Origin of the sequence: Streptomyces sp. NPDC088746 (assembly GCF_044751065.1) — a bacterium.
Classification (GTDB): Bacteria; Actinomycetota; Actinomycetes; order Streptomycetales; family Streptomycetaceae; genus Streptomyces.
This window is the reverse complement of the sequence record NZ_JBIVLA010000002.1, coordinates 603,466-619,308: the sequence shown is the minus strand read 5'-3', so window position 1 is coordinate 619,308 and position 15,843 is coordinate 603,466. Positions and strand designations below refer to the sequence as shown.

The following is a 15,843-nucleotide window of genomic DNA, read 5'->3' as shown; positions in this document are numbered from 1 at the left end:
AACCGGATGAGGGGCGCGGGCGGGACCGGGGGAACGTGTCCCGCCCGCGCCGGATGCGCTGAGCCGAAGGTACGGGGGGAACCCCGGCTCGTTGCGCGGCCGATGACCAGTCGGCACTTACTACTGCGCCGGACCGCCGAAGAACGTTACTGCCGAGTTGTTCTCGCAGGTCAGCGCGTCGCCAACGGGGGCGCGGACGGCGAACTGGCGGCGGGTTCCGCCGTCGGGCGCACCGTGCCGTCCCGAGGCGCGTCGTCCTGGGTGGTCTCCTGGGACGGCGTACGGAAGGTGATGGCGGGCAGGGAGCTCCCGCCGTCCTTGCCGTCGTCCTTGCCGTCGTTCCGGTCGTCGTCCTTGCCGCCCTCACCGCTTCCGCCGTCACGGTCGTCCGTGCCGAGGAGGCGGTCGCAGAAGCGGTCCAGGTTGCGTTCCCCGTCGGCCAGTTCGAGGAGCCGGGACCTCTCCTCCTGGCTCAGGGTGTCGTCGCGGTAGGCGCGGCAGGCCTTGACCGACTTCTTGAACACCTCGCCCGGGGACCTTCCGGGCGCCTCGGGCGCGTCCGTGCCGTCCTGGGTGCCGCCGGTTCCGCTGTCCCGGCCGGTCTCCTCGCGCTCCGTCGCACCGTCGTCGTCCTGCCCGGTGCCGGGAGTGCCACCGGGCACCCCGCCGTCCGGCACGTCCGAGGGCGCCGGAGAGCTGGGCGTGCCGGAGGGCAGGGGCGAAGGCGGTTCACCGGCGCCGGGCACCTCGGCACCCAGTTCCTCGGGAGACGCGGACGCCGAGACGGACGCGGCCGGAAGAGGCGAGTCCTTGCCGCCGAACGGTGCGGGAAGCATGCCCGAACCCCCGGCGACCGCCACCCCGCCGAGTGCGCACCCGGCGAGCGAGACGGCGAGGCCGTAACGCAGCGGGCGGGTCCATCGCGGGCGCCGGAGCGGGGCCGTGCGCGCGGGCCCGATCCGTACGGTGTGCAGGGCGTCCGGCTGCCTCGCGACTCCGGTGGGGCTGGCCGCTCCGGCCCGTTCACCGCCCCGGGACGCCGCACGGAAGGCGGCCAGCGCGGCGGCCTCACCGGGCAGTTCGCCCCCGGCCGGGCCGGGTGCCCGCAGCACGCGCAGCGCCGCCTCCACCCGGCGGGCCTCGGTCCTGGCGTGATCGTCGACGGGCTCGACGGACTCGCCGCGGAGCAACATCTCCGCCGCGTCCGCGTCAAGCCACTCGTGCTGCTCGTCGGCCATCACATGTCCTTCTGCGTCCACGGACGCGAATGCGTCACACCGGCGGGTGCCACCGCACCCGGCCGGCCGGGGCGTTGTGCGGGTACGGCGCCGAGCTCCGCACCCGCCGCCGGAACCTCTTCCTCCGGGCCGTCGTCGGCGCCGACCAGCTCCGCCAGCCGTTTCAGTCCGCGGTGTGCGGCGGTGCGCACCGCGCCGGGGCGCTTGCCCAGCGTCCGCGCCGCGCTCTTCGCGTCGAGGCCGATCACCACGCGGAGCACGACCGCCTCGGCCTGGTCCTGGGGCAGCTGGGCGATGAGGGACATGGTGCGCCCGGTGGCCAGCGACTCCAGTGCCTCGCCCGCCGTGTCGGACTCGGCGGCCTCACCGGCCAGTTCGCTCTCGTCGCCGCCGATCGCGGGGCGCCTGCCCCGCATCCGTATGTGGTCGAGCGAGCGGTTGCGCGCTATCCGGGCCGCCCAGCCGCGGAACCGGTCGGCGTCCCCGCTGAAGCGGTCGAGGTCACGCGCTATCTGCAGCCAGGACTCGGACGCCACGTCCTCGGCGTCCGGTTCACCGACCAGCGTCCGTATGTAGCCGAGCAGCCGTGGGTGCACGGCGCGGTACACAGTCCGGAAGGCGTCCTCGTCCCCGTCCTGTGCCGCGAGCACCGCGGCGGTCAGCTCCGCGTCGTCCCCCAGCACTCCCTCAACCCGCCCTGCTGATCCGAATCGTAGCTGGTCACCACTACTGCGCCACTCTGCGCGACTCAGCACGCTACGTGGTCGGACGGTACCCCGTCCATGACTTGTACAACCCGCAACTGTCTCCTGACTCAGAGCGGTGTGACAGAAAACGCACCCGTGGCGCTGAGATGAGTACGGGGTCGCTCCGCGGCCCCGTGGAAGACGGCCGGGGCCTCTCCTGTGGGGGGTGGCGGCCCCGGCCGTCGCCCTCTTCACCCCGCCTGACCAGGAAAGACATGGGTTGCGGGGGTTCCGGGCGACCAGCGCGTGGCCGGCGCGGCGCGCGCTCCAGGCCGGCGGAGTCGTTCGGGGGCATACCCGAGGCATCTGGCCGCCTCGCGGACACCGGCGGGCCCGGAGCGAAAAACCGCGCTCGGGCTGGACGATGACGCCGGGCAGGCAGGCAGGCAGGCAGGACACGGCTCCCGCCTCTGCCGGTGAGCCACGGTGCGCATTCCTCCGCGTCCCGATCGCACCCCGCCCGTACGGGGTGAAGCGGGCAGGTCGGCCCTGGTGACACACGGCGTGGCCATTCCGGAGACTCGCCTGCGCGCCGCATCTCTGCCGCAGTATGTAACTCGCAGCGATCAAGCGCACACAGGGAGGCCCCGCGCGTGGCGGACAATCACGACGAAACCGGGAGATCTGAGCAGGACGAGAGCGCCGGGGGCCCGGAGGCCGCCGAGCACGCCGGGAGGCCCGAGGAGGCGGAGGAGTCCGACGAGGACAAGTCCAGCTGGCTGAAGACCCTCGCGACCAGCCTCTGGTTCCCCATGCTGTTCTTCTTCGGCTTTCTGTTCTGTTACATGCTGCCGTTCCACGCCCCGGCCCCGCACGACGTGAAGGTTGCCGTATCCGGACCGGCGTACGCCGAGCAGGTGCGTACCGGCCTGGAGCGGGAAGCCCCGGGAGCCTTCAAGATCTCCCCGGCAGCGGACGCCGCCTCCGCCCGCCGGAAAGTGCTGGACCGCGAGACGGTGGCCGCCTACGCGGCCCAGGGCGACAAGGCCACTCTCTTCCTGGCCAAGGCTGCGGGCGCCCCGCTGGAGGACGTGGTCGGCGCGGCCTTCGGAAAGGTGGCCGCGCAGAGTGGCCGGCAGCTCACCACCGTCGATCTCACTCCCACCGCGAGCGGCGACCCGAGCGGCACCGGCCTGTTCTACCTCGCCATGGTGTGGAACATCGTCCCCTACATCGCGGTGATGATGCTGATGCGCGTCGTCACTCTCAGTCGCCTGGCCAAGGTGGGGACCCTGGTCGGCACGGGCGTCTTCATCAGCGTCGTCGGCTACCTGATCGCCCTGGCGATGGACGTCGTACCCGACGAGCCACTGGCCATCCTCTACGCGTTCATGATCACCCAGGCGGTCGCCTGGACCACCTACGGGCTGGTGCCGTTCGTCAGACAGTTCATCCCCGGAGTGGCGATCACACTCTTCGTCCTCCTCAGCATCCCTTCCAGCGGCGGAGCCATCCCCTACCAGATGGTTCCGGGATTCTTCCGCGCCCTGCACCCGATCATGCCGCTGGGCAACCTCATCGACGCCCTGCACGGCCTCTTCTACTTCGACGGCAAGGGGATGCTGCGCCCCACCCTCGTACTCTGTGCGTGGCTTGCCGTCAGTGCGGCCCTCATCGCTGCCGGCGGCCTCCTCGAACGGCGCAAGGCCGCGGAGGCCACGGGTGACGCGGAAGCGGAGCAGCCGATCGAGGAGAACGTCGAAGACCCGTCCATCCAGGCCCCCACTCCGCACGCCCTGCACCCCGGCTCCGGCGAGCGCTTCGGGGAAGAGGTCCCCATGCTCACCGGTACGGTCTGCCACGCCGACGGGACCCCGGCCCCGAACGCCTTTGTCACCGTCCTGGCCCCGGGCGGCAGGCAACTCATGCACACCACCACCGACAAGGCCGGTCGCTACGCCGCCGCTGGGCTGCCCGAGGACTTCCTCGCCGTCCTTCTCCTGGCCCGGGACCACTCACCTGTGGTCACCAGGCTCCTGGTCCGTACGGGTCACACGCTCCGCCAGGACTTCGTCCTCGACGAGGCCCCTCCCTCTCCGGTCCGCAGCCACCGTGGCGCCGGGGCATGAGGAAGGGGGAAGTCGCCTCGACGTCCGGGAGCGGTTCACACGTCCGTGTTCACAGCACGTGACGTCTGCTCGGACGGCGCGGTTCGGGCCGGTCGTGGAGTGCTGCCGTTGCCTCGCCGGCTTCCGGACGCGACCGGCCGCAGGAGGAGCGGTTACGCGGCGGCCTCGGGGTTGAGCAACGCGACGAGACGTCCGTGGTAGTCGCCGCGCTTCATCCGGTCGTAGCCTTCGCCGATCTGGTCGAAGGTGCGACGGGCCCCGGTCCCGCACCCGCCTGCCGGGGCGCACGATCGCAGCCCCGGAGCCCGGCCAGGGGCCCGAAACCACGGCCTCGGCGACGTCACGCCGCCTCATGACGTCACGTCAGGGTCACGCCGCCGGGCCCGCCACAGCCGCGAGCGCGGCGGGACACCACCGCGCGCAGCACCCGCCGGCCCTCGGTGGACAGGTCCAGGGCCCGTCGCAGGCCCGTCGCGCCGCCCGGCGTTCCGGCGGTCCCGGCGAGGCCCTCCAGGATCGCGGTCTGCCGGCGGAGTTCTCCCGTGACGAGAGGGCCGTCGTTCGCGGCGCCGTCCGCCCGGCAGGCCGCGGCCGTCCGTGTGCCGTCACCGGCCGGGAAGTCCCACTCCCGGTGGACGTCCAGCGCGAGGAGCGAGCAGGCGTCCGCCCATGCGCGCAACGGCCCGGCGGCGAAATCCCGGGGTGCGGCGGCCAGCAGCGCCCGGACCCGGTCCGCCGTGGCGTCCCGGCCGGCTCCCGTCTCCAGCGCCGCGTGGGCGGCGTCGAGCCGGGCAGCCCATTCCTCGCCGCTCTCGCAGTCCGCCCAGAGCGGGCGCAGCGGCTCCGGGTCGCAGCCGTCCTCCGCCGGCGGAAGACAGCGGTCCAGACAGGCGACCGCGCTCGCCGCCAGACCTCGTTCGTCGGCACGAGCGATCAGCTCCAGCAGACTCATCGACGTCTCCCCCATCGGTTCACCGCTCACTCGGTTGTCGGGGAGCACTCCGCTTCCCGTTACCGCGTACAGCGTCAGATGGCCGAAAAGCGTCACTCTTCCGGCACGGGAGATCACAGCGGGACTCAGCCGGACAGGCTCTCGATGCCCAGACGGTCCAGGAAAGCGAAGAAAAGTTCCTCCGCGGACCACTCGGAACGCTCGATGCGCAGCAGTTCGAGCAGGGGGCCTTCGAGGACGCCCTGGCCGGATTCGGCCGCCCAGGCGACGGCCCGCGCCGCGGCGTCCTCGGGTGGCAGGAAAAGGTCCTCCAGCGTCAGACCGTCCCGGTCGATGTGCGCGGCCATCGGCGCCCTGCCGAGGCAGGCGTACCAGGATCCGCTGTGCGGTGCCGCCGCCTCGACGGCCACGCAGACGCCGTCCATGACGAAGCCGAGGAGGACCGGCGCCCGTGCCGCGTCGGCGAGTGCGGTCATGCTGCCGAGCGAGGGCTCGGTGGGGTGGGACCAGACCTGCCAGCCGTCCGCGCGGTACTCCCGCAGCGTGAGCCGTTCGCGCGCGTCGCGCAGCGCGGGGTGACCGATGAGCGGCTCCCCGCTGCGGCCCACCAGATACAAGCCCCAGAAACCCACGTCGTGCTCCCCCCGCGGTCCGGGCCATTCTTCCCACCCGGGACCACGGGGAAGCGCGAAATCGGGTCAACTCAGGCGGGCGCCGGGCCGGTCGGGGAGGGGGCGGACAGCGGGGTCGCGCCGAGGGCCGCGCGCTCGCCCTGCATCCGGGTCAGTTTCCGTACGAAGAGGATCGCGAGGGCGGCCGCGGCGATGTCGAGGGCGTCGGCGGCCATGACCAGGGTCACGGCGTCCCTCACCTCGGAGGGCAGCTCCGACCGCGCGTAGATCCTGGACGCGGCCTGGGAGAAGAGGGTTGACACGACCCACAGCGTCCACCACAGATCGAGAGGCGCGCGGGAGACCGTGCGCCGGCTTCCGTCCGGGTTCGTCTGCGCGCTCGCCGCCCAGATCCCGCCGGCGACCCGGCGCGGCAGCCAGAAGTTGCCGATGGGGACGAACCAGGCGCCGATCGCCCAGCCCGGCCTCATGGGCTGCACCCCGGCGTCGAACACCTCCGCGTTCACCCGCGCCCGGTGGAACCAGATGATGAAGACGACGGCGGTGGCCAGCAGCGCCAGCACCTGGAGGCTTCCGGCCACCCCATAGAGGTTCTCGGCACGGATGGCCGGGCCGGGGTCGAACGGCAGCGTCCCGCCGAGCCCCGCGAACTCGTTCCGGACGTGCGCCCCCGCGGCGAGCGCGACCACGTCGGTCACGATGACGGCCCCCAGCAGGGCGGCCACCGCCCTGCTCGGTCCGAGCGGTGAACGCAGCCGGTACCCCGCTTCCGCGGGCGGGGCCGGAGTCGCGGCCATCAGTCCGTCCGGCGGTGAGGGATACATGGCCGCACAGCGGGTGCAGCGCCCCCCGGTCGACGCGATCGGTCTCAGTCCGCACGTGGTGCAGTGCATGAAGCGGAGCCCCCCAGGCTTCGTCGGTGACGCACGAGCCGCGCACCCCTCCCCAGGGCGCGCGGCATGCGGAACCTAGCCTCCCGTGGCGTCGCTGTCCACGAAGTTCCCGCTCAGTCGGACGCGTCGACCTCGTCGGCGAGCTGCTCGAACTGTGCCCAGGTCAGCTTCGGCTCCCGCGGGTCCCACAGCTTCTGGGAGACCGCGTTGAGCGGCATCCGGATCCCCTCCGCCACCTGTGCCTGCGTCTGCGCGTTCGGGAAGTCGCCCCAGACCGCGAACCGGCCGCCCAGGATCTGCTTCGAATAGCGCTCGGCCACCGGCTCCGTCCCGCGCAGGACGAACGGCGTCCACTGCTCGTAGATCCGCTCACCCGTCGGGTACGTGAAGTCGTTGGGCTCGCCGAGCACGTAGTAGAGGTACTCGTCGTTGAGGTTGATCACCTTGCGGCCCTCGGCGAGGTAGGCCTGGGGCGGCCGGGCACCGATCTCCTTGCCCGTCCAGTACTCGACCTCGATGCCCTTGTCGCCGGCGACCGTCCCGCCGCTGAAGAAGCCGTCGTTCCACGCCTTGGGGATCTTCTTCGCCTTGGTGACGACCGCGGCGCGGTCGTTCAGCCAGCCCTCCGCCAGGTCCTGGACGGTGGCGCCGTCGCCGTACTTCTCCCGTGCGGCGGCGGCCAGCTGCGGGTAGGAGGCGGCCGGATCGCTCACGGTGAGCGCCTGGTACTCGTCCGCGCCGACGTGGAACCAGTCGCCGGGGAAGAGCTCCGCGTACTCCTTGATCAGGTCGTCGACGATCTGTGCCGACTCGGGCTTCGAGATGTCGATGGCGCCCTCCCGCACGACTCCCTGCGTGTTCCGCAGCCGCAGGTCGGGGTGGGCCTCCAGGACCGCGCCCAGGTGTCCGGGCGAGTCGATCTCGGCGACGATCGTGATGTGGAGGCTCTGCGCCAGCTTCACGATCCGGCGGACCTCCGCCTTGCTGAGGTGCTCCTCGGAGACGACCTCGGGGTGCGTGTCGGACTCGATCCGGAAGGCCTGGTCGTCGGAGAAGTGGAGACCGAGCTGGTTGAGCTTGAGGTCGGCCATCTCGCGCAGCCGGTCCTCGATCCAGTCCGCGTCGTAGTGCTTGCGCGCGATGTCGAGGTTGAGTCCGCGCTGCGGCCGGTCGGGCGTGTCCCGCACCACGCCCTCGGGCACGGTGTCGTCGGCGCTCAGCGACTGCTTGAGGGTGCGGGTCCCGTAGAAGACGCCCGCCTGGCCCGGACCGCTGATCGTGACCCTGTTGTCCTCGGTCCTCAGGGTGTAGGACTCCTGGCCTCCCTTGCCACCGAGCGCCAGCTCGACGTCTCCGGAGCGGGCGGACTTCTCGCCCCGGTAGCCGATCCTCAGCTCCTGGGCGAGCAGTTTCGCCTCGTCGGCGAGCTGGGGGTCGGCAGCGACGACCGTGCTGTCCTTGGCCGGCTTCCAGCCCGGCCCGCGCGCGGCGGTGTGCTCCCTGACCGCGGGTATCGTCCGCGGCGTCGTGGAGAGCGGATAGCTCCGGGTGGGTGACGGGGACGCCGACGTACGGGACGAGGCCGACGCGCCGTTCCCCGCTCCGGGGCCGGAGTCCTCGGGCCAGACGACGACGGTGAGGGTGACGGCGGCTGCCACCGCGACGGCGGCGCCGGCGACCAGGGGTGCGCGTGAGGGCGACATCGGTCAGAAACCTCCGGATCGGGGGAGAAACAGTTCAAAGAAGATGAGAAAGTCGGGCATTTCCCCCGCTGATTCGTCCATCAAGCGTTCCGAAATTCTCCCGTGCGGGTGAATTTCGCGCATCATTCGACTGCGCGTCGCCCGTCCTCGATAGCGTGACGGCACATAGCTCCAGTCCTCACTCCCACCCTCCGCGCAACCTCTTCGCTCTCCGGCCCCTCTCCAGGGTCACAGATGTCATTCATTCGAGGAGTCCCGCTGTCCAGGTCCAGCGAGTCCCACGCCGGCCTGCCGAAACCACCGCAGCAGGCCGGGCCGACGGCCGTTCCCGTCCAGAACCGGGGCACTGCCCCGGCCCTTCGCGAGGCCCCGGTGGAGGCCCCCGTTCCGGAACCAGTGTCGGTGAGTCGGCGCCCCGGTGCCCACTCGAGTGGCCTCGGCCGCTTCAACGCCTGGCCCCAGGGCCTGGCCGAGGCCGCCCTGCTGGAGTGCTGCGGGAGCCGCCGCTGGTCGCAGCGGCTGGCCGCCCACCGCCCCTATCCGGACCTGGAGACGCTGCTCGCCGCCTCGGACGAGGCGGGATACGACCTCGGGCCCGCCGATCTGGCCGAGGCGCTGGCCGCGGAGAGCGCCCCCTGCCTGCACCACGACGCGCCCCGGGCCGCCCACCTGGCGCTGCGCGCCGCGCACGCGGCGTACGAGAGCCGGTTCGGCCACGCCTTCGTGATCTGCCTCGACGGCCTGCGCCCCTCCCAGCACGTCGACCAGGTGCTGGCCGCCATCCGCACCCGGCTGGCGCACGAACCGGACGAGGAGCGCTCCCTGACCGCGGAGGAGATGCGGCGACTCGCCCGGGGCCGCATCATCGAGCTGGTGACGGAGGCGGGCCTGGCGCCCGACCCGTTCCTCCCGGTGGCATATGACCCGCGGTAGCCCGTCCGTGCCTGTTTGACTGCCGCTTTGATCACACCGGAGCCCCCGCCGCAATGGAACCGACAAAGCGTCGCTACGATGGCCGGGGCCGGTGGACCGTACCCGGCCGGGTCAGACCGACAGTCAAGCCGGCCGGCCCCAATCCCCGCTCCCGGAGGGTTCTTCCGTGCCGGCTGGAACGCTGTACCGCGGCCGGGAAGGCATGTGGTCCTGGGTGGCTCATCGAGTCACCGGTGTCCTCATTTTCTTCTTCCTGTTCGTACACGTCCTGGACACCGCTCTCGTGCGTGTCTCCCCCGAGGCGTACGACGACGTCGTGGCCACCTACAAGACCCCGCTCGTCGCGCTGCTCGAGTACGGCCTGGTGGCCGCGATCCTGTTCCACGCGCTGAACGGTCTCCGCATCGTCGCCGTGGACTTCTGGTCCAAGGGCGCGCGCTATCAGAAGCAGATGCTCTGGACCGTCCTGGGCATCTGGATCGTGCTGATGGTCGGGGCCCTGTACCCCGTCCTCGGTCACGCCGTACGTGAAGTCTTCGGGAGCTGAGGCCGATGTCCACCGAGACTCCTTCTTCCGCGATCGGTGACGTCGAGGGCGTAAGCCTGTACGACGTCGACAACCCGGCCCCGGTGATCGAGCCCCCGCGCAAGCGGACGGGCAAGACCCCCAAGGGGTCGCGCACGAACTTCGAGATGTACGCCTGGCTCTTCATGCGCCTGTCGGGCATCGTGCTGGTCGTCCTCGTCATCGGCCACCTGCTGATCCAGCTGGTGCTCGACGGCGGCGTGTCCAAGATCGGCTTCGCCTTCGTCGCGGGCCGCTGGGCCTCGCCGTTCTGGCAGGTCTGGGACCTGGCGATGCTGTGGCTCGCCATGCTGCACGGCGCCAACGGCCTCCGTACGGTCATCAACGACTACGCCGAACGGGACAACACCCGCTTCTGGCTGAAGATGCTCCTGTACACCGCCACGGTGTTCACCGTCCTGCTGGGCACGCTGGTGATCTTCACCTTCGACCCGAACATCCGCTAGGCGCCGGGACAGAGGGACCAGAGGGAAACCATGCAGATCCACAAGTACGACACCGTCATCGTCGGCGCCGGCGGCGCCGGCATGCGCGCGGCCATCGAGTCGACCAAGCGCAGCCGCACCGCCGTGCTGACGAAGCTCTACCCCACCCGCTCCCACACGGGCGCCGCGCAGGGCGGCATGGCCGCCGCGCTGGCGAACGTGGAGGAGGACAACTGGGAGTGGCACACCTTCGACACGATCAAGGGCGGCGACTACCTGGTCGACCAGGACGCCGCCGAGATCCTGGCGAAGGAGGCCATCGACGCGGTCCTCGACCTCGAGAAGATGGGCCTGCCGTTCGGCCGTACGCCCGAGGGCAAGATCGACCAGCGCCGCTTCGGCGGTCACTCCCGCAACCACGGTGAGGCCCCGGTCCGTCGCGCCTGCTACTCGGGCGACCGCACCGGCCACATGATCCTCCAGACGCTGTACCAGAACTGCGTCAAGGAGGGCGTGGAGTTCTTCAACGAGTTCTACGTCCTGGACCAGCTGGTCGTCGAGGTGGACGGCGTCAAGAAGTCCGCCGGCGTCGTCGCCTACGAGCTGGCCACCGGCGAGATCCACGTCTTCCAGGCGAAGTCGGTCATCTACGCCTCGGGCGGCACCGGCAAGTTCTTCAAGGTGACGTCGAATGCGCACACCCTGACCGGTGACGGCCAGGCCGCCTGCTACCGCCGGGGTCTGCCGCTGGAGGACATGGAGTTCTTCCAGTTCCACCCGACCGGCATCTGGCGCATGGGCATCCTGCTGACGGAGGGCGCCCGTGGTGAGGGCGGCATCCTCCGCAACAAGGACGGCGAGCGCTTCATGGAGAAGTACGCGCCGGTCATGAAGGACCTCGCGTCCCGTGACGTCGTGTCCCGCTCCATCTACACGGAGATCCGTGAGGGCCGCGGCTGCGGTCCCGAGGGCGACCACGTCTACCTCGACCTCACGCACCTCCCCCCGGAGCAGCTGGACGCGAAGCTCCCGGACATCACCGAGTTCGCGCGTACGTACCTCGGTATCGAGCCCTACACGGACCCGATCCCGATCCAGCCGACCGCGCACTACGCCATGGGCGGCATCCCGACCAACGTCGAGGGCGAGGTGCTGGCCGACAACACCACCGTCGTCCCGGGCCTGTACGCCGCCGGCGAGGTCGCCTGTGTCTCCGTGCACGGCGCCAACCGCCTCGGCACCAACTCGCTGCTCGACATCAACGTCTTCGGACGCCGCTCGGGCATCGCCGCCGCCGAGTACTCCGCGAAGAACGACTTCGTCGAGCTTCCCGAGAACCCGGCCCAGCTGGTCCAGGACCAGGTCGAGCGCCTGCGCAACTCGACGGGCACCGAGCGGGTCCACGCGCTCCGCACGGAGCTGCAGGAGTGCATGGACGCCAACGTGATGGTGTTCCGCACCGAGCAGACCATCAAGACGGCGGTCGACAAGATCGCCGAGCTGCGGGCGCGCTACCTCAACGTGTCCATCCAGGACAAGGGCAAGCGGTTCAACACGGACCTGCTGGAGGCCATCGAGCTGGGCAACCTGCTCGACCTGGCCGAGGTCATGGCGACCTCCGCGCTGGCCCGCAAGGAGTCCCGCGGCGGTCACTACCGCGAGGACTTCCCGAACCGCGACGACGTCAACTTCATGCGCCACACCATGGCGTACCGCGAGGTCGCGGACGACGGCACCGAGTCGATCCGGCTCGACTACAAGCCGGTCGTCACGACCCGCTACCAGCCGATGGAGCGTAAGTACTGATGGCTACCCCCACCCTGGAGAAGTCGGACAAGGCTCCCGAGCCCGAGGCCGGCTTCGCCGACACCCCGTACATCACGGCCACGTTCCGGATCCGCCGCTTCAACCCCGAGGTCTCGGACGAGGCCCAGTGGCAGGACTTCCAGATCTCGATCGACCCGAAGGAGCGTGTGCTCGACGCCCTTCACAAGATCAAGTGGGAGCAGGACGGCACGCTGACGTTCCGGCGCTCCTGCGCGCACGGCATCTGCGGCTCCGACGCGATGCGGATCAACGGCAAGAACAGGCTCGCCTGCAAGACGCTGATCAAGGACATCAACCCGGAGAAGCCGATCACGGTCGAGGCCATAAAGGGCCTCACGGTCCTCAAGGACCTCGTGGTCGACATGGACCCGTTCTTCCAGGCCTACCGCGATGTCATGCCCTTCCTCGTCACCAAGGGGAACGAGCCGACCCGCGAGCGCCTGCAGTCCCCCGAGGACCGCGCGCGCTTCGACGACACCACCAAGTGCATCTTGTGCGCCGCGTGCACGTCCTCGTGCCCGGTGTTCTGGAACGACGGCCAGTACTTCGGCCCGGCGGCGATCGTCAACGCGCACCGCTTCATCTTCGACTCGCGCGACGAGGCCGGGGAGCAGCGCCTGGAGATCCTCAACGACCGTGACGGTGTGTGGCGTTGCCGCACGACGTTCAACTGCACGGACGCCTGCCCGCGTGGCATCGAGGTCACCAAGGCGATCCAGGAAGTGAAGCGCGCGCTGATCACCCGCCGCTTCTGACCCACGCGTTGCACCAGGAGGCCCCGCTTCCCGCACGGACTGTGCGGGAAGCGGGGCCTCTTGGTGCGTCGGGCGGGCCGGGACGGTACGGTCGTGCGGAGCCGTCGACCGGCTCACCCTCTCCCGACGCAGCACAGCACGGGAGCAGATGGCTTGATGGAGAACGGGGAACGTTGTGAGCGATCCGAATCCGTACGCGGACGACTCATACAAGTGGGGCCCGCCCCAGCCGCCGGGCAACCCGCCCACGATGCCGGACGGCCAGGGTTACGGCTATCCGGCGCCGGGCGCCGCTCCGGCGTACGGCTATCCGCAGCCGCTGCCCGACTCCGCGGCCCAGCCCGGCCCCGGTTACGGCTATCCGGGCCCCGGACAGCCGACGGAGCCCGGCTTCAACCTTCCGGTGCAGCAGGGCGGCAACGGAGTCCCGGTGCTCTCGCTCGGTGACATCACGGTGATGAACGACGGCATCGTGACCCCGTCGGGCACCCTGCCGCTCAAGGGCGCGGTGTGGACGGCGACCGACATGTCGCGCACGGAGGAGAAGATCCCGACCGTGGGCATCGTGCTCGCGATCGTCTTCGCGCTGTTCTGCCTCATCGGTCTGCTGTTCCTCCTGATGAAGGAGAAGCGCACGACCGGCTTCGTGCAGATCACGGTCACCAGCGGCGGCCGGCACCACCAGACGATGATCCCGGCGACGGGCCCCGAGACCTTCCAGTGGGTCATGTCGCAGGTGAACACCGCGCGTTCGATGAGCGCCTGAGGGCTGTCCCCCGCACCCGGTTAGCCTTGGGACCGTGGTGAAGCAAGAGAAGAAGGCGCCGAAGAGCGAGCAGACCCGCACCCTGATCCTGGAGACCGCGCTCCGGCTCTTCGAGGAGCGGGGGTACGACCGGACGACGATGCGGGCCATCGCCCAGGAGGCCGGCGTCTCCGTCGGGAACGCCTACTACTACTTCTCCTCCAAGGAACACCTGGTCCAGGGCTTCTACGACCGGATCGCCGCCGAGCACGAGGCGGCGGTCCGGACGGTCCTGGCCGACGAGACGGATCTCGCCCTGCGCATCCGGGGCGTACTGCTCCGCTGGCTGGACGTGGCCGAGCCGTACCACCGCTTCGCCGCCCAGTTCTTCAAGAACGCCGCCGACCCGGAGAGCCCGCTCTCGCCCTTCTCGGAGGAGTCCGTGGGCGCCCGGGAGGCGGTGATCTCCGTGCACGAGCGGTGCCTGGCCGGATCCAGCACCAGGTACGACCAGGAACTGGGCGTGATACTGCCGCAGTTGATGTGGCTGATGCAGATGGGCCTGGTGCTGTTCTGGGTCTACGACCGGTCCGAGGGCACCGCCCGCAGCCGCCGGCTCGTCGAGCGCACCGCGCCGATCGCCGCCCGGGCGATCGCGCTCTCCCGCTTCCGGGTGCTGCGGCCGCTCGTGCGGCAGGTCCACGACGTGCTGGTGGAGTTCATGCCCGGGGCGCGTGGCGCCGAGGACCTCAGATCCAGCTGAGTTCCCACAGCCGCCAGATCCCGGTGCCGTCGGAGAGGTACTGGGACCCGGACACGGACTGCTTGCTGACGACGTAGTCCTTCTTCTGCCACAGCGGGACCAGCGGCACGTCCTCGCCGACCAGCTTCTGCATCTCCTTGAAGTCGTCCGAGGTCCGGCCGCGGTCGCTGTACTGCTGCGTGGCCGCGATCAGGGCGTCCATCTTCTCGCTGCTGTAGCCGTTGTGGAGGGAGTTCTCGCTGCCGACCAGGGGCTGGCTGAAGGTGTCGGGGTCCGGGTAGTCGGGGAGCCATCCCAGGGTGTACGCGTCGTACTCACCGGCCGCGTAGCCCTTCTGGAATGCCTGCCACTCGACGGCCTTCTCCTTGACCTCGAAGAGCCCGTCCTTCTCCAGCTGGCGGACCAGCTCGGCGGACTCCGCCTTGTTGGCGTCGTCGTCGCGGTGGGCGAAGGTGATGTGCAGCGGAAGATCCACACCTGCCTCCTCCATCAGCTCCCTGGCCCGCTCCGGGTCCGACTCCGGGTAGGAGTCGAAGAAGGGGGTGCTGTGGCCGATGTAGCCCTGCGGGATCAGCGAGTACAGCGGTTCGACGGTGCTCCGGTAGGCCTTGGTGACCAGCGGCCCGCGGTCGATGAGCCAGGCGACGGCCTGGCGGACCTTCTTGTCCGCGAGCGGCGCGCCGTCCCGGACGTTGAAGACGAGGTTGCGGATCTCCGCGCTGTCCGCCTCGGTGACGCGCTGGTCGTCGGCGGCCGGGTCGAGCTCGGCGAGCTGCTCGGAGGGGAGCTGGCGGTGCGTGACGTCGACGTCCCCGGCCGTCCAGGCCGCCTGGAGCGCCTCGGACCCCTCGAAGTAGCGGATGTCGACCGCGACGCCCGTCTTCTTCAGCGCGCCCTTGTACGCCGGGTTGGGCACCAGCTCGGCCTGGACGCCGGACTCGAACGACTTCAGGGTGTACGGGCCCGAACCGTCGACCTGGCCGCCGGTGCGGAGCTTGTCCTTCGGGTACTTGGTGGGGTCGACGATGGACCCGGCGCCCGTGGCCAGCTTCTGCGGGAACGTCGCGTCCCTGGCCGAGAGGTTGAAGGTGATCGTGCGGCCCTCGGTCACGATGGTGTCGAGGCTGGGGAACAGCACGGAGGGACCGGCGTCCGCCTTGATCTTCAGCATGCGGTCGAAGGAGTACTTGACGTCCTCGGCCGTGATCTTGCGGCCGTTGGAGAAGGTCAGGTCGTCCCGCAGCTTGCACTGGTACGTCTGGAGCTTCTGCCCGACGAAGTCGCAGCTCTCGGCGGCGTCCGGTTCCGGCACGACCGCCCCGGACCTGAAGGTCATCAGGGACTGGTAGAGGTTGCTGTAGATCGCCCAGGAGCCGGCGTCGTACGCACCGGCCGGGTCGAGCGAGGTGACCTCGTCGGACGTTCCGACCGTGATCGGGGACTCGTTCACCTCGTCCGAGGGAAGCAGCTGCCAGGCGCCGACGCCTGCGATGACCAATACCGCCAGAATCGCGAGAATCCGTAGACGGATGAACCGCATGTGCCGTGCTCCCTTGCCAACCCCACCCCGGCTCGC

15 protein-coding genes are annotated in these 15,843 nt (G+C 70.3%); 8 read left to right on the top strand and 7 right to left on the bottom strand.

Annotation, left to right across the window (positions count from 1 at the left end):
* Window positions 1-170 precede the first annotated feature (170 nt).
* Together ACIP63_RS10320 and ACIP63_RS10315 are read right to left on the bottom strand one after the other, a co-directional pair.
* Window positions 171-1,238, bottom strand: coding sequence for a hypothetical protein (locus ACIP63_RS10320; RefSeq protein WP_401513295.1), 1,068 nt, complete (start codon window positions 1,236-1,238; stop codon window positions 171-173).
* Entirely contained in the window at window positions 1,238-1,921 is a 684-nt protein-coding gene (locus ACIP63_RS10315; RefSeq protein ID WP_401513293.1) for an RNA polymerase sigma factor, read from the bottom strand. Before ACIP63_RS10315 ends, ACIP63_RS10320 begins: the two co-directional genes overlap by 1 nt.
* Window positions 1,922-2,577: 656 nt before the next feature.
* Between ACIP63_RS10315 and ACIP63_RS10310 the strand changes: the two genes are divergently transcribed.
* Window positions 2,578-4,053 carry a carboxypeptidase regulatory-like domain-containing protein gene (locus ACIP63_RS10310; RefSeq protein WP_401513291.1) on the top strand — a complete coding sequence of 492 codons (1,476 nt, stop codon included), beginning with the start codon at window positions 2,578-2,580 and terminating at the stop codon, window positions 4,051-4,053.
* A 358-nt stretch (window positions 4,054-4,411) separates the two neighbouring features.
* Here the strand turns inward: ACIP63_RS10310 and ACIP63_RS10305 are convergent, their stop codons facing one another.
* The 4 genes from ACIP63_RS10305 to ACIP63_RS10290 form a co-directional block, all read right to left on the bottom strand.
* Complete coding sequence (locus ACIP63_RS10305) at window positions 4,412-5,005, bottom strand: hypothetical protein (protein ID WP_401513288.1); 594 nt, start codon at window positions 5,003-5,005, stop codon at window positions 4,412-4,414.
* Between the two features lie 125 nt (window positions 5,006-5,130).
* Window positions 5,131-5,637 carry a hypothetical protein gene (locus ACIP63_RS10300; RefSeq protein WP_401513285.1) on the bottom strand — a complete coding sequence of 169 codons (507 nt, stop codon included), beginning with the start codon at window positions 5,635-5,637 and terminating at the stop codon, window positions 5,131-5,133.
* Between the two features lie 71 nt (window positions 5,638-5,708).
* Complete coding sequence (locus tag ACIP63_RS10295; protein ID WP_401513282.1) at window positions 5,709-6,434, bottom strand: DUF4328 domain-containing protein; 726 nt, start codon at window positions 6,432-6,434, stop codon at window positions 5,709-5,711.
* Window positions 6,435-6,643: 209 nt separating this feature from the next.
* Complete coding sequence (locus tag ACIP63_RS10290) at window positions 6,644-8,233, bottom strand: glycoside hydrolase family 20 protein (protein ID WP_401513279.1); 1,590 nt, start codon at window positions 8,231-8,233, stop codon at window positions 6,644-6,646.
* Between the two features lie 372 nt (window positions 8,234-8,605).
* Here ACIP63_RS10290 and ACIP63_RS10285 point away from each other — a divergent pair, with 372 nt between their 5' ends.
* The 7 genes from ACIP63_RS10285 to ACIP63_RS10255 all read left to right on the top strand — a co-directional run bounded on the left by ACIP63_RS10285 (window position 8,606) and on the right by ACIP63_RS10255 (window position 14,267).
* Entirely contained in the window at window positions 8,606-9,166 is a 561-nt protein-coding gene (locus ACIP63_RS10285) for a 2-oxo-4-hydroxy-4-carboxy-5-ureidoimidazoline decarboxylase (RefSeq protein WP_401515049.1), read from the top strand.
* Between the two features lie 166 nt (window positions 9,167-9,332).
* Window positions 9,333-9,713, top strand: a complete 381-nt coding sequence (sdhC, locus tag ACIP63_RS10280) for a succinate dehydrogenase, cytochrome b556 subunit (protein WP_104788456.1) — start codon at window positions 9,333-9,335, stop codon at window positions 9,711-9,713.
* 5 nt (window positions 9,714-9,718) lie between these two features.
* Window positions 9,719-10,198 (top strand): succinate dehydrogenase hydrophobic membrane anchor subunit, encoded by a 480-nt coding sequence (locus tag ACIP63_RS10275; protein ID WP_014154476.1) that lies wholly within the window; start codon window positions 9,719-9,721, stop codon window positions 10,196-10,198.
* Between the two features lie 30 nt (window positions 10,199-10,228).
* Window positions 10,229-11,983 (top strand): succinate dehydrogenase flavoprotein subunit, encoded by a 1,755-nt coding sequence (gene sdhA / locus ACIP63_RS10270; protein ID WP_401513276.1) that lies wholly within the window; start codon window positions 10,229-10,231, stop codon window positions 11,981-11,983.
* Window positions 11,983-12,759, top strand: a complete 777-nt coding sequence (locus ACIP63_RS10265) for a succinate dehydrogenase iron-sulfur subunit (protein WP_401513273.1) — start codon at window positions 11,983-11,985, stop codon at window positions 12,757-12,759. Before sdhA ends, ACIP63_RS10265 begins: the two co-directional genes overlap by 1 nt.
* Before the next feature lie 175 nt (window positions 12,760-12,934).
* Window positions 12,935-13,525, top strand: coding sequence for a hypothetical protein (locus ACIP63_RS10260; RefSeq protein WP_356712792.1), 591 nt, complete (start codon window positions 12,935-12,937; stop codon window positions 13,523-13,525).
* Window positions 13,526-13,559: 34 nt separating this feature from the next.
* Complete coding sequence (locus ACIP63_RS10255; protein WP_401513268.1) at window positions 13,560-14,267, top strand: TetR family transcriptional regulator; 708 nt, start codon at window positions 13,560-13,562, stop codon at window positions 14,265-14,267.
* On the opposite strand, the gene ACIP63_RS10250 is transcribed toward ACIP63_RS10255, so the two are convergent.
* Entirely contained in the window at window positions 14,254-15,807 is a 1,554-nt protein-coding gene (locus ACIP63_RS10250; RefSeq protein ID WP_401513266.1) for an ABC transporter substrate-binding protein, read from the bottom strand. The genes ACIP63_RS10255 and ACIP63_RS10250 overlap by 14 nt on opposite strands.
* Window positions 15,808-15,843: the final 36 nt, after the last annotated feature.